A 21,107-nucleotide genomic window follows, 5' to 3' on the forward strand; every position below is an offset into this window, starting at 1 on the left:
GAGACGCTCATCATGAAGAATGCCGTGCCTGTCACAGGGCCCCCTTTCGACATTTTGATCCGCGGCAGGACGATGGATTCCGGAAGCCTTATCGAAATGCAGAGGGAGGGAGGATCGTCATGCTGATCACCACCTTGGTGGCGGCCGTGATTTCGATAGCTGCCGGCGCTTCGATCCGCGCCTGGGCCTTCGCGATTTTCGGAATACTTGTGGCAATCGGCTTCGGCAGTGTGGCTTTCGCCGACGGGTCTTCGCTGATCGGGGCGATCGTTTCCGGTATCGCTTTCCTGATGCTCATGGAGATCGGGTATCTGGCGGGCGTGTTCCTGTCCGGTTTTGCGCGCCGTAGCGCCAGATCGCGACAGAACAATTCCGCCGCCGATAACGTCGCAGCCACCAGCGAGCGCCAGCAGGGCTGACGGCGAAACAGGATCGGTCGCCTGTCCTTTCCACGGATGCGGCGCGGGCGATTGGCTGCGAAGCCACCCGGGCAGGCGCATGGCCGCAACGGCGTCCCGCCCTTGGCCTCGAACGAAACTCACGACTGAGGTCATCATGTTGCAAACACCGGCGCTCTCCTGAGAGATGCCGATGCCTCCGGGGCAAGTTGATTTGCGCCAGATCGGGCCACCCGATGCTGCGAGACACAGGGGGCGGCCAGACAACCGGCAGCCAAACCCGCCGTGGTGCTGAACAGCAGACCGAGATCGGTGCCGCTTCCTGAAATCGCAGCAGAGGCGATCTGTGAGATCGATGCCACAATGGCGGCATTTCCGATGGCATGCGTCTCCCGATTGCCGGAGACGTGCCGGCCGGAGGCTCTGACAAGGCTGTGCAGGAAGGCGACGAAGAGAAGCGTGCCGGTCAATCCGACGTTGGACAGCAATGCGGCGAGGAAACTTGAAGCCCGAACCGTTCCGAGGCCGGCGCCGAAAGTGGCCGTATCGACGAATGCGATCAATGCCAGCGTGTTCCAGGCGGTGCGCTCTTCGCCGGATTGCGATTGGAGTTTGTCCGACACGGTGGTGTTGACGAGGCTGGTGATGGAATTCCACGCATCGGGGACAAGGCTGAGAGCGATGATGGCGCAAGGGATCAGGAAGAGAGTTATCGCCAGGAAAGTCACGTGCGAGGTCTTGGCCGATCCTGCGATCATACGTTTGCAGCAGAACAGCACGAGCATGCAGACAACGAAAAGCCCGGCGATATAAGCGGTTGTCGATGTGCAGAGCAGGATCGTCGGGCCGATGAGAAGCGTTGCCATACCGGCCATACGGCTTCGAACACGCTCCAGCCAGAGCAGAAGCGTGAACGAAAAATAGGCCAGTGCGACCGTCCCATAAATGCTTGCTTCGGGAAAGGCGCCGACGATGCGTTTGAAGCCGCTGATCGTCTCGGCCGTATGCATGGTATAATTCGCGTTTCTGATGACATCGAGCAGATAGGACTGGCCGGTCAGGAACGTTCCGATATCAAGCAAAGCCAGAGCAAAACATGCGATGGACGCGAGGATCAACTGCTGTGCGATGAAACTCGCATATCCGAGCCTCGCAAGTCCCGCGACCACGGCAAAGCAGGCGAGGTCGCCAAGCAGATAGACAGATTGACTAAGATTGGATGAGCCTGGCGACAGGGGCGCGGCGACAGTCGACATCATGCCCGTCGCATCTCTCGCAGAGGAGTAGACGAGGGTCGCGCCTGCAAAAATGCGCGGCAGGAAAAACGACGACACGACGGAAAACAGGACGTAGGCGGCAAACCAGAAGCCGGGACCCGGATAGGCGATGCTAACCAGCGCCGCTTGCGTCTGGACCGGACGCAACAAGGTGGCGGCGACGATAAACAGGAGCAGAAGATGGCTTGGCTGAATACTGCTGCCGCCGAGCGCAGGCAATTGCAGAGCCGCCGCGGCTCCCAGCAGCGTCAACAGGCAGAGGGTTGTCACGGCAAAGCGCGCTCCTTTGACTGTGGTGATCAGGCCAAGCAGGAGAACGATGAAACCGAGCGGCTCTATTGACATGCTTCTAATCCTGAACCGGGCAAACAGCTGAAATAGCGCTTTGGCCGAATGCGGCATCGACAAGCCGATATGATGGACGAGGCGAAGGCCGCCAGCTGTCGTCGCTGATCATCATCGCCTCCTAATTCGATCCCGTCTGGGATATCCAGCTGCGGCCCGTTGGATTATCCCTGGCCACATCAGATGACGAGAGTGTCGAGCTCTGCGTCCGGGGTGAGGGCTGCAGCGGCGACGTTGACGCCTGAAGGTTGGTGTCCAAACCGACCTCGATGAGATCATGCGGCAGCAATGCGGTTTGCTCGTCGGCCACGATGTTGCTGGAGGTTCCGTCGTTATTGCGGCGCACAATCCTGTAGTTCTTCTGCGTTCTGCCAAGTCCCGGCGCGTCCGCGTTCATCTGAGCAAGCTGAGCGTCGTAGCCGGCCTGTTCGCCCAGAAGCTGGGCTACCTGGATATCGATTGCCGCCCTGCCGATCGCCAGATTGACCTGGTTGAGCAGCTCCTGGTTTTCGCTATTCTGCCTGTTGACGATATTGATCTTGGAACGGTCGGCCTCACTGAGGCCCTGGCGAGCCGTGGTCAGGGCAACTTCGAGATCGATCAGGGTACCCTGTGCATCCGCAACCCAGCGGTCGACAGACACCTGGCGGGAATTGCTGACCAATCCCTTGCTTACCAGGCTGTTGACGTTGTCCAGTTCCTTCTGGGCAAGGTCAATCTGCCGCTCTTGCGAGCTGATCTTGGCCTCGAGTGACTCGACCTGCTGGCCATAGAGGCGGGTGAGGTCATTCGCCGCTTCGATCTGGCTATCGATATCGACGCGGCGCAGCCGCATCAGGTTCAATTCCTGTGCCTTCAGCTTGTCCATATCGGGCGTTCCGACGAGTTCGGCGGGAACCTCGAAACTCTGCTCACCGGCGATTTCCGCCCGCAGCCGCGCCTGCCGCATCAGGAGGTCGCGCCGGTTGAGGACGGCGGTTCGATAGGCCCCGGCTGCCTGAATCCGGTCGCGCTCGAAAGTATTGTCTTCGCGTTCCCGCAGAAAGCCGCCAGCGATGCTGATGGCCTTCATGACCGTCATCCGCGGTTCAAAAGGATAGCGTCCCGGGGTTTGAACGGTGCCGGTCACAAAAATCGGCGCATGCTCGGCAACCTCCAGGGCGATGTATGGCTTGCCAGGAAGTGCCGCCTTTTCCGCGAGCGCGCTGGCGATGGCAGCGGCGAGTTCTTCGGTTGTTCTTCCGGCCGCCTGTACATGGCCAGCGATCGGGATCGACAAGTCGCCGGTATCGTCGATGGTGTAGACACCATCGAGAGCTTCCCAGCTGGCATAGCGGGAGTCCGCTGAACGCCATTCAACGACGCGCAGTCTTACCTTGTCTTCCGGCACGAGGGTGAATGTTTGCGCGTGGGCGACGCTCCAGCCGGCGAGGCAGCAGAAAACCAGCAGGGCGAGGGCCGCGGAGATGACGCGATCGGGCAAGAATGTGCGCTGCATTGATCTATCTCCGTTTCGTTTCGATCGACGGCGAGGGCATTGCGCGGGACGGCGGATTGCCGAATTCGAGAATGCGGGACGGTGCGGCGCGGCCGGCAAGGAGATCGGTGAGCGCCAGCAAATTGCCGCTCAAACGTCCCCATCGGTCGATCAAGCGGTCGTTGAACACTATGCCCGACGCGTTGGCCAGAATGTTGCGGCCGATCTGCGCTATCGCCCGGCCTTTCGAGATCGTGCCCTTGCGGATCAGGTAGACAGGATTGGCAACCTGCGAATATCCGAGTCTGCGGCCAGGCTGTCGCCCGGATCTGACGCCGAGATGTACTCCACGGGCGCCTTCAACGCGCACGGATCTGCCGTAGCGGGCGATGGACCTGCTGAAATCGACATCCTCAAGCCAGCCATAGAGCGGCAGTTGCTCGTCAAACGTCAGTGCGTGTTTGAGGACGGGGGCGAGGCGAACTGCCATATTGCACCCATATGCATTATAGACATCCGTCACCCGCTCGGACACTTCGCCGGCAGTGTGAAGAACCTGCAGCGCCTTCGACATGTCGAGCCCCCCAATGAGGACGCCGTCGGCCAGGACCTCACCGGTGGCAATCGCGATGGCAGGATTGGCTGCAAAGACGGCTGTCATCCGTGCCAGGAAGGTTGGGGCCGGAATGAAATCGTCGTCCAGGAAGATCAGAACATCGGTATCGGCCGCGGCCGCCCGGATAATGCTGTTGCGCTGGGAGGTGAGGCCACGGCTGCCGATAATGACTTCCACGTCGAGACGGTCGGCGAGCCCGGCGGCATCGTCGATCCCTGGTACGCAGACGATCAATCGCGGCGGCTGGTCGGGCAGGCCGGCGAGATAATCGACCGTTTCCAGCAGGATCGAAGGGCGGCCCGCCGAAGCAATTCCGACGGCGATCCGCAATGGCCGGCTCGCGCGCCGCGCCGTCGCTTCGGTGTCGCAAGAAACAGGCGCCGAACTCAAGCTGTCCTGCCTGGTCGTTTTTGCCGAATGCGCGATCATGGCTGCATGCTCCTCGGAGCGTGATTGATAATCGCGCCGAGGATCTCCGCGCCGACGTTCCGCATCGTCTCGATGACGCGCATGGCGTCGTCGATCGATGTGCGTCCGTGCGAGGCGACCACGAGAACGCCGTCCAGCTCCGGCGCGATGGCGTTGGCATCCGGTGACGCGGAGAATGCGGAAATGTCGACGAATATGGTGTCGAACTCTTTTTTCAGCTCGGCAAAGCTCAATTGCGTGCGGCGGGAACTCAGGCGAATGGCCGGTGTTACCGCATCCACCTTGCCGAGCGGCAGGAACTTCAGCGTCGGGGTGAGCGGCAGGGCCGCCGTCTGGATGAGGTCGCCGTTGTCGAGGACGTCGACGAGGCCGCTGGCACTATGAGGCGCGATCGCCCTGCTGAGCGATGATTTCTGCGCGGCCGCATCAATCAGAAGCGTCTTCGCTCCAGATACCGACGACAGCACGGCAAGTTCGCTTGCGATGGTCGATGCGCCGTTGCCGGGATCGACGGCGACCACTCCGATGACGATCCGGCGCTTGCGCCGAAGCCCGACGACTGTTGCGCTCAATTCCGTCATGCCTGGAATAACCGAATAGGCGGGTGAACTGCTGCCCGTGCCGGTGGCGAGAAAAGATGCCGGCTGGCCGTTGCGTGTCCTCTTTGATGTCGCCAGCACAGTGACGAAGGGCAGGCCACAGGTTTCGGCGATCTGATGCGGGCGGACGAGCCGGCGGTCGCTGGCATGTCTTATCATCGCGAGTGCGAAACCGGCGCCAAGGCCGATGGCCGCCGCAAAGGCGGCGATGAGCGTGCTGCGCGGTCTCGCCTTCGAAAGAGGCAGTGTGGCTCGCGAGACGATCGTGGCATCGGACATCGGATAGGTAATGCGCTGCTTTGCTTCGGTTAGCTGGTTCAAGGTGTTTTCATAGAGAGAGCGGCGCGCGTCCGTTGCGCTCTGCAACTCCGCAAGCTTGAACTGGTCGCGCGGATTGCTCGTGAAACTGGCCAAGGCGCTGGCGGCTTCCGCCAGCCCTCGCTGTTGCTCGGCTATGAATTTCGCCAGCCAGTCGCTGTATTGGCGGGCGGCGTTGGCCTTCATCGCGATATTCTTCTGGATATATTGTCCGGCGAGCGTGTCGGCGATATCGACGGCCTTCTGAGGGGTCGATGCCGCAGCCGATATCTCGATGATCGTCGAGCTTCCGATCCGGCGGATGTCCATCATGTTCAGCAGTTTGGCGGTTGCCCAGTCGTGGAGCCGCTCCTCCTCCGCCTGCGGCCGCGCTTCGCTCGCTCCCTTGCCCGCCGTATCCTGCGATGGCGTGTCCGGTTGTGAAGAAAACCCCATCAGCCAATTCTTCGCTCTGTCCTGCAGCGAAGGCGTCTGATCGACAAACTCCGGATCATGAACGAGATCAAGCGCCGCCACGGTTCCGCCGACGACATCGCTCGATCTGGCGATCTCCAGCTGTCCTTCGATGAAGGCATCTTCGGCGAAAGCCCTCTGTGCTTCAGAGCCGCTCACCTGGGGGAAGATCACAAGCTGCGTGCTGGCAACGAAAGTCGGTTCGGCGGTCAGCATGTAGCTTCCGGCGATCGCCAGGAAAGCGATGGTGGTCACGACGATCCAGTGCCAGCGCATTCTCAAAAAGAAGAGCATATCCCGTATGGTCAGCGGTGAATTCCCGCCGCCTGTGGCTGCTGCTGCCAGGGATATGGGAGAGACACCGCTGAAGATCGTGCTGGAGGTCATGTCGTCCTAATCCGGAATGGGAAATCAAGGAATAACCAGGTGATGGTAGCTTGGAGGGGACGTGGGAGCGGCGCATTTTCCGATCCCGGCACGGTTGGCTGTCTCCCCTTTGAAGGCTCAGTACGATCCGCGCTGCGAAAACAGCGCAGGAATGGTCTTGGCGATGATCAAGAAGTCTCGAGCGAGCGACCAGTTGTTGAGATAGTGGACATCGAGAGAAACCCTGTACTCGTAACTGACGTCGTTGCGCCCGCTGGTTTGCCATTGACCGGTCAGTCCCGGGCGGACTGCCATATAGGCCCACATGTGTTCGCCGTAGCGCGGCAGTTCCTCGGCTGTGACCGGGCGGGGTCCGACGAGGCTCATTTCGCCACGCACGATATTGATCAGCTGGGGAAGCTCGTCGATGCTCGAGCGCCTGAGAATATCGCCGACGGCGGTGATCCTCGGATCGTTCTTCAACTTGCGCGTCGCTTCCCATTCGCTGCGGGCGGCCGGGTTGTTTTGCAGCAATTCCGCGAGCTGAGCGCTCGCATCGGGCTTCATCGTGCGAAATTTGAGGCATCCGAACGGCGCTCCGCCGAAGCCAATGCGCGTATGGGAATAGAAGACAGGGCCGCGGTCGGAGAGTTTCACGATCATCGCGACGATCAGCAGAAGCGGAGAGAGCAGGATCAGAGCGGTGATCGCGACAAGAATATCTATCGCACGCTTCGACGACCTGCTCGCTGCACGAGGCCGGGAATCGGGGGGATCGTCACCCTTCGCGGCCCGTTCGACGCGTGACCAAGCCTCAAAACTATGTGCTTCCCATGCCATCGCGGTCTCCAAAACATTGCCCGTCAACAACCGTTGAGAGCTTGCTGCGCCGCACCCAGATTGTCTGTTACCAAGGTCATAATCCTTAATTAATTCTTCATGCTAGGAAATCTCAGACAGATTTCAGAGTACAGATCCGTGTCATCAATTCTTTTAATTTGTTCTATAATCTGCTTTTGTCGGTCGTTCTGTGTGAATTCAATCATTATTTTTATATCGGAATTTCAATATCTGCTTGTTTTTAATTCAATAAGTCCTTTTTATATGCAGTTTTGTTCGATGTGGCCAATGGTACTCGTGTATTTTAGAAAGTTTGATTTTATACCGGTGGCTATTATGATTTTTTCTGAAGTAGACTTAAATTTTACGTTAGATTTGCGCGGATGTTATTTGACTAACGTAATAATCCAATATAATTGATGCAGTGCAGCATTAGTGAGAGACCATTCTAGTATCAGGAGTGAATTGCATGGACGGGATCACACATGCATCAGATCGCAGGATCGGCATCAGCAAAGGCGCGATCTCGGCCAGCGGCGGAATTCACCTCAACAGTCGCATCGTCATCGATGACGAATTCCTCTCCTGCCGCTCGAGCGTACGGCGTTTCCGTCGTGGCGAGATCATTGCCGGGGCCGGGGTCCTTGTCGATATGTTCGCGCGCGTGCATTCGGGGTTGGTCAGTGCAAGTACGATGCTGCCCGACGGCAGGGAATTCATCGTCGAAATCATTCCGAAAACAGGTCTGATCGGCGAGCTTGAAGTCTTGCGCCGGCAGACACTGAACCTCGAATACCGAGCCAGTTCCAATTGCGAGCTGCATTTCTTCGAAGGCCGGCTGCTGCGCGACATGTATGCTAGCGATTCGTGCTTCCGCGAAAAAGTCTTCTCAAGGGCCTTGGCGCGTGTCTCGGAGCTTGAAGATAGGATCATCGCCAACGCGGCGTCGACCCTTCAGGCAAGACTGGCGAGCACGTTGCTGCGGCTCTCGGCTGTTTACGGAAAAGATGCCGCAAACAGTGGCAACGAAGTGATCATCTCGCAAAACGATCTGGCCGCAACGCTGCCGGCGTCCCGCGAGAAGGTCAATCAATGCCTGCGGCGCCTGCGGGAATGCAAGATTGTCGACGGAGGGCAGGGCAAGATCCGAATACTTAACCGCAAGGCGCTCGAGGCCTGTGCGAATGGCGCGTTTTCGGCGAAGTGATGAGCCCGTCGTTTCCTGGGGCCCTCCGATCCGCCGCAAATGTCAGCCGCTTTGCCGGCCGCGGCACGACGAGGATTGATCGCGTGGTCGTCATCGACGACTACTCGGTGGCCAGGGGCGGCGCGACGGGGCTGGCGGTGCTCTCGGCCAAGCTTTTTCGCGGCCTGGATATTCCCGTGACTTATATTTGTGGGGATGACGCCGCCAATGCGGAACTTGCTGCTCTCGGGGTCGCCATGGTCGGATTGAACAGCCGCGACCTGCTTAGCGCCGAGCGTGCGAAGGCTTTCGTGACCGGCATTCACAATGGTGCGGCTGCCCGCATGGTCGCGAACTGGATTGCCGCGAAGGATACGGCGAATACCGTCTATCACGTCCATGGCTGGCATCAGATCCTGTCCCCCGCGCTTTTCAGGGCACTGGCTCCGGTCGCAGGACGATGCGTGATTCACGCGCATGACTTCTTCACTGCCTGTCCCAATGGCGCCTTTTTCGATTACCAGGCGCAAGAGATCTGCCTTCGGCGTCCGCTCGGTGCCGGCTGCATTGCGACGGCTTGCGACAAGAGAAGTTATTCGCACAAATTGTGGCGGCTCGCCCGCGGCTCGAATATCCTCCGGCTGCTGAGGGCTGAGGCCGATTTCGGCCGGATCATCTTGCTGCATGAGAAGATGGCTGGGTTTCTCGTCGGCGCCGGCTATCGGCCCGAGCGGTTGACGACGATCCGCAATCCCGTCGCCCCCTTGTCGATAGAGCGTGTCGAGGCGGAGGCGAACGACGAATTTGTCTTCATCGGGCGGCTCGACGCGGAAAAGGGCGTGGAGGATGCCGTGGCCGCCACACGCAGAGCCGGCGCCAGGCTCTGCGTGATCGGGGACGGCCCGCTGATGCCGTTGGTCGCCGCTTCCGGCGATCACGTCAGGGCCGTCGGCTGGCAATCGCATGCGGAGATCGGCACCACCATCCGCAAGGCGCGCGCCCTGTTGATGCCATCGCGTTATCCCGAGCCTTTCGGCCTCGTGGCGATCGAAGCGGCCAGGAGCGGTCTGCCGGTCATCATGTCGCGCAGCGCCTTTCTCGCCGAGGAAATGGAACGAGCCGGTATGGCGTTTGCCTGCGACACGGCTGATGAAGCTGTCTTTGCCGACACATTGACGCGATTTAGCCAAATGCCGAGGCACGAAATCCGCGCTATGAGCGAGCGGGCCTTCCTGATGTCGCCAGATCTCGCCTCGACGCATGAGGAATGGCGCGACGCTCTCCTTGCCGAATATTGCAGCCTGCTTTCGACGAATGCGGTTCGCGAACTGACAGATGGTGTGGCGACACAAGGAGTATTCCGTTGACCTTTAAAGCAACAACCTCTCTTTCCGACGCAAGGGCATTTCTCGGCGACGCGCCCGTGATGGCGAAAAGACGCGTGGCCGAGGCGGGAAGCGTCAAGGAAACCAGGCAACTGCGCGTCGCCATCGTGCATTACTGGCTCGTCTCAATGCGCGGCGGCGAAAAGGTTGTCGAAGAATTGTGCCGCATGTTTCCGCAGGCTGATATTTTCACCCTCGTCTGCAACCGGGATCGCATCAGCGATTTTCTCAAGACGCGGAACATCCACACGTCCTTTCTGCAGAAGATACCCGGGGCGCAGCGGCACTACACCAAAATGCTGCCGCTGATGCCCTTCGCGCTCGAGCAATTCGATCTGCAAGACTACGATCTCGTACTGTCGAGCGAATCCGGGCCCGCCAAGGGCATCATTACACGCGCCGACGCTCTCCATGTCTGTTACTGCCATTCGCCGATGCGCTACATCTGGGATCAGTTCCACGTCTACCGCCATGGCCTGCCGTGGATGGGACGGGCCTTGATGTCGGTCACCGCGCCGATGCTGCGTGCCTGGGACGTGACGACGTCTTCTCGCGTCGACGTGTTCGTCGCCAATTCCGACTATGTCGCAAACCGCATTCGCCGCTTCTACGATCGGGATTCCATCGTCATCCACCCCCCGGTTGCCACCGATGATTTTTCGGTCGGGAAGGGGAAGGGCGAATTCTATCTCTATGCCGGCCAGCTGACGGCCTATAAGCGGCCGGATATCGCCGTTCGCGCCTGTACCGAGACCGGGCGTAAGCTCATCGTGATCGGAGAGGGAGAACAGTTGCCTCATCTGAAATCGATCGCCGGCCCGACTGTCCAATTCCTCGGCCACCAGCCGTTCAATGTTCTGCGTGATCACCTCTCGCGATGCCGTGCCCTGTTGTTTCCAGGCACGGAGGATTTCGGCATCCTGCCGGTAGAAGCCATGGCATCGGGCCGGCCGGTGCTTGCTTTCGACGCCGGCGGCGCAAGGGAAACGGTATCTTCGCCGCAGGTCGGTTTTCGCTTCGCTCAGCAAACCACTGAAGCCCTGCTGGAAACCATCGCGGCGTTCGAAGAGGTGGAGGACGATATCGATCCGCAAGCCATCCGCGCGCATTCGCTGAAGTTTTCCTCGGCGGTTTTCCGCGATCGGATGGCCGGGCTCATCGAGCAACAGCTCTCCACCCATGCCGACCGATCGGTCGACGTCTTCAATAGACGACCGGTCTGAGGACAAGACTGGAGCTGCCTATCTTGCTGCCGCGATCGAAACCGTCTCAATCTGCCGACGAGGAATAGACAGATCATGTCAAGCCTATCTCAGAGGACGGCGACGGCGAGCATCTGGACGATCAGCGGAAAATTCCTCGCGCGACTGCTGGATTTCGTCAGTCTTCTCGTCCTTGCAAGGTTGTTGAGTCCCGCGGATTTCGGATTGGTCGCCATTGCGACATCGGTTCTGGTCATCATCGAGGCGATCCTGGATCTGCCGTTGACGCAGGCCCTGATGCGTCAGCCGTCCCCTTCCGACGAGATGTTTGCGACGGCTTTCACGTTGAGCCTGCTGAGAGGGTTGGCCATCACCCTGCTGATGATGATCATTTCCTGGCCGATGGCCGTGATCTACGACGATTCCCGACTTTTTGCGCTTGTCGCGGTGCTTTCGATCGCGCCGGCCATGCGCAGCATGATCAGTCCGCGCATGGTCCTTTTCATGCAGCGTTTCGATTTCAAACGCGAATTCGCGCTCGACCTCATCACCAAGGGATCGACGCTGCTGTTCGGGGCAGGGGTGGCGGTGGCGACGGGCAGCTATTGGGGGCTCGCGGCCGGGGCGGTCGCCGGCCCGACGGCGGCGATGATCACCTCCTATGTCTTTGCGCCGATGCGGCCGAAGTTCAGCCTGTCGGAGTGGAAGCGTTTCCAGGACATGATCAGCTGGAATACCGTGTCGCAGGTGCTGAGCGCGATTAATTGGCAGCTCGACCGACTGCTTTTGCCGCGTTTTGCCGGGCTGTCGACATTTGGCGCCTTCAGCGTCGCCGACAACATCGCCGGCATTCCCTATCAGACCTTTGTCGGCCCGTTGCTGCGTCCGCTGATGGCGGCGTTCTCCACTGTCGAGGACCGTCGCAACCTGGTTGCCGCCTATTTGAAGGCAACGGGTGCAATCACCTTCGTCGCGGCGCCCATTCTCATTGCACTTGCCTTTCTGGCCGAGCCGACGGTGCGTATCCTCGTCGGCGAGAAATGGGCATCCGCCGCACCAATTCTGCAATGGCTGTGCCTGCTGAGCCTGCTCGGTCTTCCGACGAACATAGTGCCGGCATTGGCGATGGTCATGGACAAGACCCGTTCCCTCGCCTTGCGGATGTTTGCAGAGTTCGCAGTCAGAGTCCCGGTCACCATCCTGGGTATCGTTTATTTTCAGGTGGCGGGTGCGCTTGGCGCGCGTGTTGTGGCGGTTCTCGTCGCTTATGCCGTGACGCTCATCATCACTCGGCGGTTGATCGGGGCGAGTTTTGCTGCGCAGCTGAATTCCTTTTGCAGGCCTCTGGCCGCGAGCCTGCCGATGATCGCTTTCCTGCTCTGGATGGAGCCGAATCTCGCCGCCATGCCAACCGGCTTCAGCCTGATCGTCAGCCTGGCGCTTTGCGGCGCGGCGGCGGCGACAATCTTCTGGGTCTTCGCGCTATTGCTCTGGCAGGTTCTGGGAAGGCCCGACGGCATCGAGACCATCGTCGTTCACAGGCTCGTGCCGCGACGGAGCAGAGTTGTCATTTCATGAAAAAGACCCGTGCAGCCCAACGATTGTTTTAGTGGTTTCGGAGGAGCGCAATGCGTTACGGCATATCTTCTAAGAGTTTTGGGTTGCTCGTTGTTCTCGGACTGGGGGCGTTGCCGAGCCGGCCTAGTGTCGCCCAGGAGCCGATCAACATGGACGCCTATCAGCTGACCTTCGAGGAGAATTTCGACAGCCTCGATGTCTCGGCGTGGGGAGAGAGAAGCTCCCGCTGGATCGCTCACACGCCCTGGAACGGCGACTTCGGCGACGCCCGCTTCACGGATCCGGCGCCCGATTTCCCGTTTGCGAACGATCAGGGAATCCTGAAGATCGAAGCGCGCAAGGGGGAGGATGGAACTTGGCGGTCGGGCCTGCTCTCGGCGGTCAACCCGAAAGGCGAAGGCTTCTCGCAGCAATTCGGCTATTTCGAAGCGCGGATGAAGCTGCCGCCGGGCAAGGGTGTGTGGCCGGCCTTCTGGCTCATCGGGCTCGACCGGTCAAAATACACCGCCGAGATCGACGTGCTGGAATATTATGGACGCGCGCCCTACGAGTTCAGCATGGGTTTTCATATCTGGCGCCAGGCCCATGGCGGTGAGAATTCCAATGGCGGCTATTGGAAGACCGTCCAGGACGGAATTTTGAACAGCGAGTATCATACCTACGGCGTCGATATCCAGGCCGACAAGACGACCTTTTATCTCGATCGCCAATACCTCTGGAGCTTCGATACGCCGAAGGAGTTCCACATGCCGTTCTACCCGCTGGTGAACCTGGCGCTCGGCTCGGGTTGGCCGATCGATGAAACGCCGAACCCTTCCATCCTGCTCGTCGACTATATCCACGTCTACAAGCGCAAGCCGGCCGACGCGGCGAATTGAGCGAACGACCGTTTGACCCCTCTATTGCTCGCGGAGGCAACTGAGACCGGTTTGTGCATCGAAGAGATGCATCGCCTCCTCGTCGACGAAGAGGGTGAGTTTTTCGTCGCCGGGGACCAGCGTGCGCGGCGGCAGGCAGGCCATCAGCCGTTGGTTCTCCGCCAGGGCGGTGACGACGAGCTCCGGGCCGGTTAACTCCGCAACCTCCACAGTTGCCTCGAGCGAAGCCCCGGATCCAGCCGTGCGAAGGGACTCGGGGCGGATGCCGAGGATCAGGTCGCGGCCATCGGCCGCCGCCTTACCGAAGCGGACGGGCAAAGGCAGGCTGGTACCGGAACCAGAGAGCACCAGTCGACCATCCCGGACGGTTGTCTTGAGCAGGTTCATCGGCGGCGCGCCGACGAAGGTGGCGACATAGAGCGTCGCCGGACTGTTGTAGATCTCTTCAGGCGTGCCGAGTTGTTCGATGCGGCCGTCGCGCATGACGGCAATGCGGCTCGCTAGCGTCATCGCCTCGATCTGGTCATGGGTGACATAGACCACTGTCGTCTTCAGCATCTGGTGAAGGCGCTTGATCTCGGTGCGCATTTCCATGCGCAGCTTGGCGTCGAGATTGGAGAGCGGCTCGTCGAAGAGGAACACCTCCGGCTTGCGCACCAGGGCACGGCCGATCGCGACGCGTTGCCGCTGGCCGCCGGAGAGCTGGCTCGGCTTGCGATCGAGCAGATTTTCGATCTGCAGGAGCGATGCCGCATCGCGCACGGCCCTGTCGCGCTCCGGCGCCGGAACTTTACGCATTTCCAGGCCGAAGCCGATGTTCCTATGCACCGTCAGATTGGGATAGAGCGCATAGGACTGAAAGACCATGGCGATGTCGCGGTCCTTCGGATGCACGCGGAGCACCGAGCGGCCGCCGATCCTGACATCACCGCTCGTCGCCTCGGCCAGGCCGGCGATGATGTTCAAGAGCGTTGACTTGCCGCAGCCGGAGGAACCGAGCAGCACGAGGAATTCGCCGCTTTCCAGGGAAATATCGATGCCTTTCAGCGTCTCGACGTCGCCATAGGTCTTGCAGATATTTTCGATATCGAGGGCGCTCATGACTGTGGCTCCTGACGAGAGTTCGTGTCGCCATAGCTGCGGGGAAGGGTGGAGACGGCGCGCGAGGCGACCTCGGTTCCCGCCCTCAGGCAAGATATCAAAGGCTCGTCCTTTGCCAGTGCTGCGAGAAAGGCGGCGTTGAAGACATCGCCGGCGCCGATGGTATCGACCACCGTCACAATAGGCGCAGTCACCGAAACCAGTTGGCCGTCAGACCCGATCGCGATTGCGCCATCGGGGCCGCGTTTGACGACGACGATCGCACCTTGCGGCATATGCGAGCTAATGTGCCGTGCGGCTTCGATCGGATCGGCGACGCCGGCAAGCGTCGTCGTCTCGACCTCATTGAGCAGCGCGATGCGGCTGCGGGACAGCCAAGCGCGTGTCGCAGCGCAATTCTGCTCGGTCCAGCCGTCGAGCGGCCAGCCGGTGTCGAGGGCGACGGCGATGTCATGGCTCTCGGCCCAGTCGAAGAAGGCGTCATATTGGCGCGTCAGATCGTCGGTCAGGAAGCCGCCGCAGAGAAGTGCGTAGCCGCCGCGAAGCCTTGCGCCGTCGATGACGGCGAAGACATCGGCCAGGGTGAAGCGCGGCAGGTGGCCCCGCGTCGTGAAGAAAGTGCGCTCGCCGCCAGGATGGGTGATGCCGACGGAGAGGGTCGTTTGTTCAGGGCGCACCGGCCACTTCTCGGAACGGTGGCCGAAGGCTTCGGCCAGCCAGCGGCCGAACTGATCACTGCCGATATTGGCGGCGATCTCGAATTCGATGCCGAGCGCCTGCCAGGCGAGCGCACTGTTGCCGGCGGAGCCGCCGACCCTGAGCTCGTCATGGTCGACGATGATCTCCGTCCCGGCTTTCGGCCAAGGGGCAGCCGGCCCGAGGATCAGGTCGACATTGACGTTGCCGATGACTGCAAGCGGCCGCATTCATTCGCTCCGGGTAATCTTGGTTGAACGGATCGGTGTTCCGGCATTCTCAACGCGGGTTTCGGCAAAGCCGATCATCAGTCGCTGGGCCGTCGGCAGCATGGCCAAGATCGCGGCAAGACCTGTTGCTGGAGCAAAGCGGATCGTCACTGCTCCGGTGACCGCAGCTTCTGTGGAGGCATCGAACAGGATGACGGGGGCGCCGGTCTCGACGGCGGACTGTGCCATTGCTGTAACCAGGCCGGCGGTTTCATCCTGACCGCGGAACAGCACAACGCCGATCTCCGGCCCGAGCATCTCCATCGGACCGTGGCGGAGCTGACCGCCCTCCAAAGAAAAGCACGGACGGCGCGACAGCTCGGTCAATCCGAGCGCCAATGCTTCGGCAACACCTTGCAGGCGGCGGCCCGAGGTGACGATGGTCGCGACGTTTTCGAGTGCGGCGAGGGCGGCGGCGATCTCGTGGTCTTCAGGCGATTCAAGGACAGCAAGCGCGGCTGCGGGATCTTCGCCGAGCGCGGAAAGGATTGCCAGATGCAGAGCAAAAGTCACCGTCAGACTGCGGGTGGCTGCGAAGGCAAGCTCGGTGCCGCCGCTGCCAAGGAGCGACGGGGCGGTTCTTGCCAGGAACGAGCCGGCTTCCAGCGTCAGGCCGAAAGTTTCCGGCGTGCCGCCGGTCTCGCTGAACCAACGCACAATCTCAGCGCTTTCGCCCGATTGCGAGGTGACGAAGATCGTTCTGCCGGCGATCGGAAGCGGTTGGCCGAGCTGCTCGGACAGTGGCAGGGCAACGGCATCGATGCCAAGACCACGATAGAGCGGCTCGACGGCGCGATTGACGGCATGTGAGCCGCCCATGCCGATCAGGAGCAGCCGGCCGGTTTTCTCAAGCGAGGCGGCGGCCTTTGCTGCCATCGGCCCGGCCGTTTCATAGGAGGCGATCGCATCGGCGTGCTGGTGGGCCATTTCGCGGTCGATCGCCGCAAGCCCGGCGGGCCGGTTTCTTTTTGTTGTCATCTTCATCCCTTGACGCCGCCGCTGGTGAGCCCCGAAATCAGGGCGCGTTGCATGACGAGACCGATCAGCACCGGGGGCAGGGCGGCGAGCACGCCTGCCGTCGCGATCAGCCCGTAATCGGAAACGCGGCCGCCCGCGAGATCGGCAATGGCGACGGTCAGCGTCTTGGCGCGCTGGTCCGAGGTGAAGAGCAGCGCATAGAAGAATTCATCCCAGGCAAGCAGGAATGCAAAAAGGCTCGAGGTCGCGACCACGGGGGCGGCGAGCGGCAAGGTGATGATCCGGAGCGTCTGGAACAGGCCGGCACCGTCGATCATCGCGGCGGATTCGATCTCGCGCGGAATGGAATCGAAGCCCGACTTCATCAGCCAGGTGGTGAAGGGCGCGAGAATGGTGAGATAGACGAGGGCGAGGCCGAAGACGTTGTTCAGCATGCCGAGATGGGAGAGGCCCATATAGAGGGGAACTGCGAGCGCTACCGGCGGCAGCATGTAGGTGGCGATTACCATCGACAGCGACCAGCCGACGGAAGGCGTACGCGACACGGCCCAGCCGGCCGGAATGGCGACCGCAATGGCGGCGATCGTCGCCATGCCGGCCACCTCGACGCTGTTGCGCAGCGACGAGGTGAAGGCGGCGCCGGCGCTGTTTTCGAGCGTCGACAGCAGCACTTGGTATCGCGAGAAATCGACGGCTTGCGGCCACCAGCGCAGCGGCTTTGCCGCAAGGTCGGCGGCCGGCGAGATGCTCATGATGAACAGCCATAGGATCGGCGCCAGGATGACGGCGGCAAGCAGCAGCGCTGAGAGATGAATGAAGACTGAGAAGAGCGGGCTTTGGCGTTCCATCAGCTGGCACTCCCGGCGGTCTTGCGCACCAGGGCCGCGTAGCCGGCAGCGAGCAGCGTCACCAGCAGCGTGACGATCAGGGCGAGCGAAGCGCCCGAGCCCGCGCGCTGGAAGGAGAAAGCTTCCTGATAGACCAGGATCGACAGCGTGCGGGTGCTGTTGGCCGGTCCGCCGCGGGTCATGACCCAGATGATATCGAACACCTTGAAGGCTTCGATCGTGCGCAGCACCAGCGCCACCATCAGCGGGCCGGCGAGATAGGGCAGGATGACGAAGCGGAAGCGGGCGAAGGGGCCGGCGCCGTCGACGAGCGAGGCGGCGGTGATGTCGCGCGGCACGGCCTGGAGTGCGGCGAGCGCGATCAGCGCCACCAGGGGGAAGTTCTTCCAGCAGTCGGCGACGATGAGGGCAGCGAGCGCCGTGCCGGGTTCGCCGAGCCAGGAGCGGTAGGCGTCGAGCAGGCCGAGCTGGGTCAGCGCGGCGTTCAGCGCGCCATATTCAGGATTGTAAATCAGCCGCCAGAGCGTGGCGTTGACGACGGTCGGCAGCGCCCAGGGCAGGATCATCAGGGCGCGCAGCGCGGTGCGGCCGCGAAACTGCTGGTTCAGCAGCAGGGCCGCAAGGACGCCAATCACCATTTCGGCTGCGACCGAGACAATCGCGAACCAGGCTGTGGTGATGAGTGTGCGCTGGAAATTCGAGCCGGAGAGCATCTTGGCGTAATTGTCGATGCCGACGAAGCTGCCCTCGGTGCCGACCAGTTTGGCATCGGTGAAGGAGAGGCTGACGGTATCGACCAGAGGCCAGCCGATCACCGAGATCATTACCACGAGAAGCGGCAGCATCAAAAGCCACGCGCGGGTTGTCAGCCAAGTGCCCGACATCGAGGCAACCCTTTTCATTCACAGGTTCTGGAGACCGGGCGACGGCGGGCGCCGCCCGGGTCATGCCGGGCTCAGAGGCCGCTGTTTTCGGCCGCCGATTTCAGCGCATCCTCGGGAGAGGATTGGCCGAGCAGGGATTCCTGGATCGCCCGCTGCAGCGCGGTCGACAGCTCCTGATATTTCGGCGTCGTCGGGCGCGGATACATGGCTGCGAGGCCGACCTTGGCGGCGGAAATCAGCTCTTCCTGGCCCTTGGTGACTGCAGGGTCCTCATAGGAAGAGGCCCAGATCGGCAGGCTGAGCTTGGCATAGGCGTTTTGCGTCGCCTGCGAGGTCATGAAGGTAATGTATTTCCAGGCTTCGTCGGGGTGTTTGCTGGCGGAGGTGATGCCGAGGCCCATCGAGCCGTTGACGGCCGAAGCCTCGCTCTTGCCGGCCACGCCCGGGGCCGGCACGACGCCGACCTTGCCCGCGACCTTGCTGTCCTTCGGATCGTTGGCCATGTTGTACATGTAGGTCCAGTTCAGCGCGAAGGCGGCGTCGCCGTTCTGGAAGACCTTACGGACGTCTTCTTCCAGAAATTCCTTGGAGTTCGGGTTGGTCAGGCCCGATGTATAGCTCGCGACCATGTATTTCAGCGCATCGAGACCGCCGCCGCTCTGGAAGGCTGGCTTGCCGTCCTTCAGAAAATCGCCGCCATAGGCGCTGACGAGCGTGGTGTAGTCGCAGATGGCGGCCTCGGCCTGCGACCAGCTCCAGGCGATCGGCGTGGCGAGCAGACCCTTGCCCTTGATGGTCTTTGCCTGCTCGGCCAGTTCGTCCCAAGTCTTCGGTGGCGCCTTGATGCCCGCCTTCTCCAGGATTTCCTTGTTGTAGAAGAGGTATTTGGTGTCGAGAATCCACGGCATACCGTAATATTTGCCGTCATACTGCACGGTGGTCCAGGCGCCCGGCAGCACGCCTTTCTTCATCTCGTCGGTGATACGGGATGAGACGTCGACCAGCACCTTGTTGGTGGCGTATTCGGCAGGCCAGATGACGTCGAAGAGGACGACGTCGTATCCGCCGCCGGAACCTTGGGCCAGCACCGTCTTATCGTGCAGGCCCTCATAGGGGACGAATTCGAGATTGACCTTGATATCGGGGTTCGCCTTGCCGAAGGCATCGGTCATGGCGCGCACGTCGGCCTCACTGTAAGCGGCCTGCGCCATGAAGAGCGCGTTCAGCGTCGTTTCGGCGAAAGCATGCGGAGCAAAGGATGCGCCGATCAAGGCCGCACCCAGAAGCGTCTTGTTGAGAGATTTCAGCATTGCAGCCTCCAGTTTTTGAAATTCACGCATGGCCGAGGGCGGTTTCGCCGCCATCGGTTTTCGAGAGGGCACGCGTGAAAAAAAGCGCGCCTGGTCATCATCTCGGAGCGTCGGTGGAGGCCCTTCGCGGCCTCCTGCGTTCCCTGGAACTCTCCGGTCCCTTATTAAGTCAAATGTCTTGACTTATTACTTCGCCAACATTCTACTGGAGTCAAGAGGCAATTGACACATGAACGACATCAGGCCGATCCGAGCCAAGAGCGGCACCAATCACGAAGGCACCAGCGCTCATAACCGGCGCGTGATGATCGATGCCTTGAGGATCAACGGTGCGCTCTCGCGCGCCGATCTGGCGCGGGCGACGCGGCTGACCAAGCAGACGGTGTCGAATATCATCGAGGAACTCGCGCGCGATGGCCTCGTCAGTTCGCAGGAGGCTGTGCGCAAGGGCAGGGGCCAGCCCTCGACGCCTTATGGCCTGGTGCCCGAAGGTGCTTTCGCGATCGGCCTCCAGATCGACCGGCACGTGACGCGGGCGGTCGCCGTCGACCTCGTCGGCAGCGTTCTCGTACGCGCAGAAGCCGGGCTGCCGCCCGGAGGTCCGTCGACGGGAACGAAGGTCATTCTCGATCTCGTCGCCGGCGTGCGTTCCAGGCTTGCCGGTATCGTCCAGCAGTCGGAAAAACGCCTGGTCGGGCTCGGCGCCGCAATGCCTGGCCCGTTCGGCATGGAAGGCAGCGGCGACGATCCCTGGATGATGGAGGCTTGGCAGAAGTTTCCGCTCCTGGAAACGCTGAGCGACGGCACTGGCCTCGATGTCGGTCTTCAGAACGATGCGGCAGCGGCTGCGACCGCCGAGCGCATGGTGGGAGCCGCCCACGGCATCGACCATGCCGTCTGCCTGTTCGTCGGCTACGGCATCGGCGCCGGTTTGATCCTAAACGGCGAGCTCTATCGCGGCGCCAACGGCAATGCCGGCGAGATCGGCATGGCGCTGCTCTTTGCCGACGGTAAAACGACACCGCTCGAACACCGTGCCTCGCTCGCCTCGCTCTACCAGCATCTCTCGGCCGATCCCGCCGATCCCGATCTCCATGGGCGCATCAATGAACTCGCCTCCAGCGGGGATCCAAGCATCGAAGGCTGGATCGAGGCGGCGGCGGCGGACCTGCGCTGGAGCATCCATCTCATCGAAACGGTCTTCGATCCGCAGACGGTGATCCTCTGCGGCAGCGCACCGGAAGCGCTGGTGAACAGGCTGATCGCGGCGATCGGCCCGCTGCTGCCTTCGATCGCCGAGAGGCGCGGCCGGATGCTGCCACGGCTGCAGCCCGGCATGGCAGATCCCTGGTCGGTGGCGCTCGGGGCGGCAGCCGGACCCATCAGCCGTGCATTCGATCCGCAGTTTGCTGCAATCTTGAAGGATTCCCTGTGATTTTGGGCCAAAACCGGGCGTTGCACAGCAGTGCAACGGCAAAAATGCCCATGTTTTCGCAAGTTTCGTTATCAAAGGCTGCTGGAATAGGGGTGCTCTTTCGCAATACAGATAGATATTGAAGGCGTTGAAAAATTACAACTCTTCGAAAGCAGATGCGAAAAGCTTGAAATATATTTAATGTCTTTCCAAATATTCTCGAAATATTTCTCTTGGAGCTGTGAATAACGATTGCATGT

At 61.0% G+C, this 21,107-nt stretch carries 18 protein-coding genes; 7 read left to right on the forward strand and 11 right to left on the reverse strand.

Annotation, left to right across the window (positions count from 1 at the left end):
* Positions 1–119: 119 nt before the first annotated feature.
* Entirely contained in the window at positions 120–419 is a 300-nt protein-coding gene (locus tag HJC04_RS00260; protein WP_210630009.1) for a hypothetical protein, read from the forward strand.
* A gap of 134 nt (positions 420–553) precedes the next feature.
* Here the strand turns inward: HJC04_RS00260 and HJC04_RS00265 are convergent, their stop codons facing one another.
* From HJC04_RS00265 to HJC04_RS00285, 5 genes are all read right to left on the reverse strand, one after another.
* Positions 554–2,020: a hypothetical protein gene (locus HJC04_RS00265; protein ID WP_210630010.1), complete on the reverse strand. Its 1,467-nt coding sequence runs from the start codon at positions 2,018–2,020 to the stop codon at positions 554–556.
* Positions 2,021–2,141: 121 nt separating this feature from the next.
* Entirely contained in the window at positions 2,142–3,518 is a 1,377-nt protein-coding gene (locus tag HJC04_RS00270; protein ID WP_221144577.1) for a polysaccharide biosynthesis/export family protein, read from the reverse strand.
* Between the two features lie 4 nt (positions 3,519–3,522).
* Entirely contained in the window at positions 3,523–4,542 is a 1,020-nt protein-coding gene (locus HJC04_RS00275) for a glycosyltransferase family 2 protein (protein ID WP_221144579.1), read from the reverse strand.
* Positions 4,539–6,299: a polysaccharide biosynthesis tyrosine autokinase gene (locus tag HJC04_RS00280; RefSeq protein ID WP_221144582.1), complete on the reverse strand. Its 1,761-nt coding sequence runs from the start codon at positions 6,297–6,299 to the stop codon at positions 4,539–4,541. The genes HJC04_RS00275 and HJC04_RS00280 overlap by 4 nt, the downstream gene beginning before the upstream one ends.
* Positions 6,300–6,416: 117 nt before the next feature.
* A complete protein-coding gene (locus HJC04_RS00285; protein ID WP_221144584.1) occupies positions 6,417–7,118 on the reverse strand; it encodes a sugar transferase in 702 nt (233 codons plus the stop codon).
* 469 nt (positions 7,119–7,587) lie between these two features.
* On the opposite strand from HJC04_RS00285, the gene HJC04_RS00290 reads away from it, so the two are divergent.
* From HJC04_RS00290 to HJC04_RS00310, 5 genes are all read left to right on the forward strand, one after another.
* A complete protein-coding gene (locus tag HJC04_RS00290) occupies positions 7,588–8,325 on the forward strand; it encodes a Crp/Fnr family transcriptional regulator (RefSeq protein WP_210630015.1) in 738 nt (245 codons plus the stop codon).
* Positions 8,322–9,671: a glycosyltransferase family 4 protein gene (locus HJC04_RS00295; RefSeq protein ID WP_221144585.1), complete on the forward strand. Its 1,350-nt coding sequence runs from the start codon at positions 8,322–8,324 to the stop codon at positions 9,669–9,671. The genes HJC04_RS00290 and HJC04_RS00295 overlap by 4 nt, the downstream gene beginning before the upstream one ends.
* Complete coding sequence (locus HJC04_RS00300; protein ID WP_210630017.1) at positions 9,668–10,912, forward strand: glycosyltransferase family 4 protein; 1,245 nt, start codon at positions 9,668–9,670, stop codon at positions 10,910–10,912. The genes HJC04_RS00295 and HJC04_RS00300 overlap by 4 nt, the downstream gene beginning before the upstream one ends.
* Before the next feature lie 75 nt (positions 10,913–10,987).
* A complete protein-coding gene (locus HJC04_RS00305) occupies positions 10,988–12,469 on the forward strand; it encodes an oligosaccharide flippase family protein (RefSeq protein ID WP_221123490.1) in 1,482 nt (493 codons plus the stop codon).
* Positions 12,470–12,519: 50 nt separating this feature from the next.
* Positions 12,520–13,347 (forward strand): glycoside hydrolase family 16 protein, encoded by an 828-nt coding sequence (locus HJC04_RS00310; protein WP_210630019.1) that lies wholly within the window; start codon positions 12,520–12,522, stop codon positions 13,345–13,347.
* A gap of 21 nt (positions 13,348–13,368) precedes the next feature.
* Here HJC04_RS00310 and HJC04_RS00315 read toward each other — a convergent pair whose 3' ends face one another.
* From HJC04_RS00315 to HJC04_RS00340, 6 genes are all read right to left on the reverse strand, one after another.
* Positions 13,369–14,448: an ABC transporter ATP-binding protein gene (locus HJC04_RS00315; protein WP_210630020.1), complete on the reverse strand. Its 1,080-nt coding sequence runs from the start codon at positions 14,446–14,448 to the stop codon at positions 13,369–13,371.
* A complete protein-coding gene (locus HJC04_RS00320) occupies positions 14,445–15,374 on the reverse strand; it encodes a PfkB family carbohydrate kinase (RefSeq protein ID WP_210630021.1) in 930 nt (309 codons plus the stop codon). Before HJC04_RS00320 ends, HJC04_RS00315 begins: the two co-directional genes overlap by 4 nt.
* Complete coding sequence (locus HJC04_RS00325) at positions 15,375–16,397, reverse strand: SIS domain-containing protein (RefSeq protein ID WP_221144588.1); 1,023 nt, start codon at positions 16,395–16,397, stop codon at positions 15,375–15,377.
* Positions 16,394–17,239 (reverse strand): carbohydrate ABC transporter permease, encoded by an 846-nt coding sequence (locus tag HJC04_RS00330; RefSeq protein WP_221144590.1) that lies wholly within the window; start codon positions 17,237–17,239, stop codon positions 16,394–16,396. The genes HJC04_RS00325 and HJC04_RS00330 overlap by 4 nt, the downstream gene beginning before the upstream one ends.
* Positions 17,239–18,123, reverse strand: a complete 885-nt coding sequence (locus HJC04_RS00335) for a carbohydrate ABC transporter permease (protein WP_221144592.1) — start codon at positions 18,121–18,123, stop codon at positions 17,239–17,241. The genes HJC04_RS00330 and HJC04_RS00335 overlap by 1 nt, the downstream gene beginning before the upstream one ends.
* Positions 18,124–18,194: 71 nt before the next feature.
* Positions 18,195–19,433, reverse strand: coding sequence for an extracellular solute-binding protein (locus HJC04_RS00340; RefSeq protein WP_221144594.1), 1,239 nt, complete (start codon positions 19,431–19,433; stop codon positions 18,195–18,197).
* A gap of 229 nt (positions 19,434–19,662) precedes the next feature.
* On the opposite strand from HJC04_RS00340, the gene HJC04_RS00345 reads away from it, so the two are divergent.
* Positions 19,663–20,868, forward strand: coding sequence for an ROK family transcriptional regulator (locus HJC04_RS00345; protein WP_210630025.1), 1,206 nt, complete (start codon positions 19,663–19,665; stop codon positions 20,866–20,868).
* Positions 20,869–21,107 lie beyond the last annotated feature (239 nt).

Origin of the sequence: Rhizobium sp. NLR8a (genome assembly GCF_019685235.1) — a bacterium.
Classification (GTDB): Bacteria; Pseudomonadota; Alphaproteobacteria; order Rhizobiales; family Rhizobiaceae; genus Rhizobium.

Bases quoted from the DNA above. Each gene is read 5' to 3' on its own strand.
- HJC04_RS00260 (WP_210630009.1), top strand. From the start codon at position 120: ATGCTGATCACCACCTTGGTGGCGGCCGTGATTTCGATAGCTGCCGGC.
- HJC04_RS00265 (WP_210630010.1), bottom strand. From the start codon at position 2,020: ATGTCAATAGAGCCGCTCGGTTTCATCGTTCTCCTGCTTGGCCTGATC.
- HJC04_RS00270 (WP_221144577.1), bottom strand. From the start codon at position 3,518: ATGCAGCGCACATTCTTGCCCGATCGCGTCATCTCCGCGGCCCTCGCC.
- HJC04_RS00275 (WP_221144579.1), bottom strand. From the start codon at position 4,542: ATGATCGCGCATTCGGCAAAAACGACCAGGCAGGACAGCTTGAGTTCG.
- HJC04_RS00280 (WP_221144582.1), bottom strand. From the start codon at position 6,299: ATGACCTCCAGCACGATCTTCAGCGGTGTCTCTCCCATATCCCTGGCA.
- HJC04_RS00285 (WP_221144584.1), bottom strand. From the start codon at position 7,118: ATGGCATGGGAAGCACATAGTTTTGAGGCTTGGTCACGCGTCGAACGG.
- HJC04_RS00290 (WP_210630015.1), top strand. From the start codon at position 7,588: ATGGACGGGATCACACATGCATCAGATCGCAGGATCGGCATCAGCAAA.
- HJC04_RS00305 (WP_221123490.1), top strand. From the start codon at position 10,988: ATGTCAAGCCTATCTCAGAGGACGGCGACGGCGAGCATCTGGACGATC.
- HJC04_RS00310 (WP_210630019.1), top strand. From the start codon at position 12,520: ATGCGTTACGGCATATCTTCTAAGAGTTTTGGGTTGCTCGTTGTTCTC.
- HJC04_RS00315 (WP_210630020.1), bottom strand. From the start codon at position 14,448: ATGAGCGCCCTCGATATCGAAAATATCTGCAAGACCTATGGCGACGTC.
- HJC04_RS00320 (WP_210630021.1), bottom strand. From the start codon at position 15,374: ATGCGGCCGCTTGCAGTCATCGGCAACGTCAATGTCGACCTGATCCTC.
- HJC04_RS00325 (WP_221144588.1), bottom strand. From the start codon at position 16,397: ATGAAGATGACAACAAAAAGAAACCGGCCCGCCGGGCTTGCGGCGATC.
- HJC04_RS00330 (WP_221144590.1), bottom strand. From the start codon at position 17,239: ATGGAACGCCAAAGCCCGCTCTTCTCAGTCTTCATTCATCTCTCAGCG.
- HJC04_RS00335 (WP_221144592.1), bottom strand. From the start codon at position 18,123: ATGTCGGGCACTTGGCTGACAACCCGCGCGTGGCTTTTGATGCTGCCG.
- HJC04_RS00340 (WP_221144594.1), bottom strand. From the start codon at position 19,433: ATGCTGAAATCTCTCAACAAGACGCTTCTGGGTGCGGCCTTGATCGGC.
- HJC04_RS00345 (WP_210630025.1), top strand. From the start codon at position 19,663: ATGAACGACATCAGGCCGATCCGAGCCAAGAGCGGCACCAATCACGAA.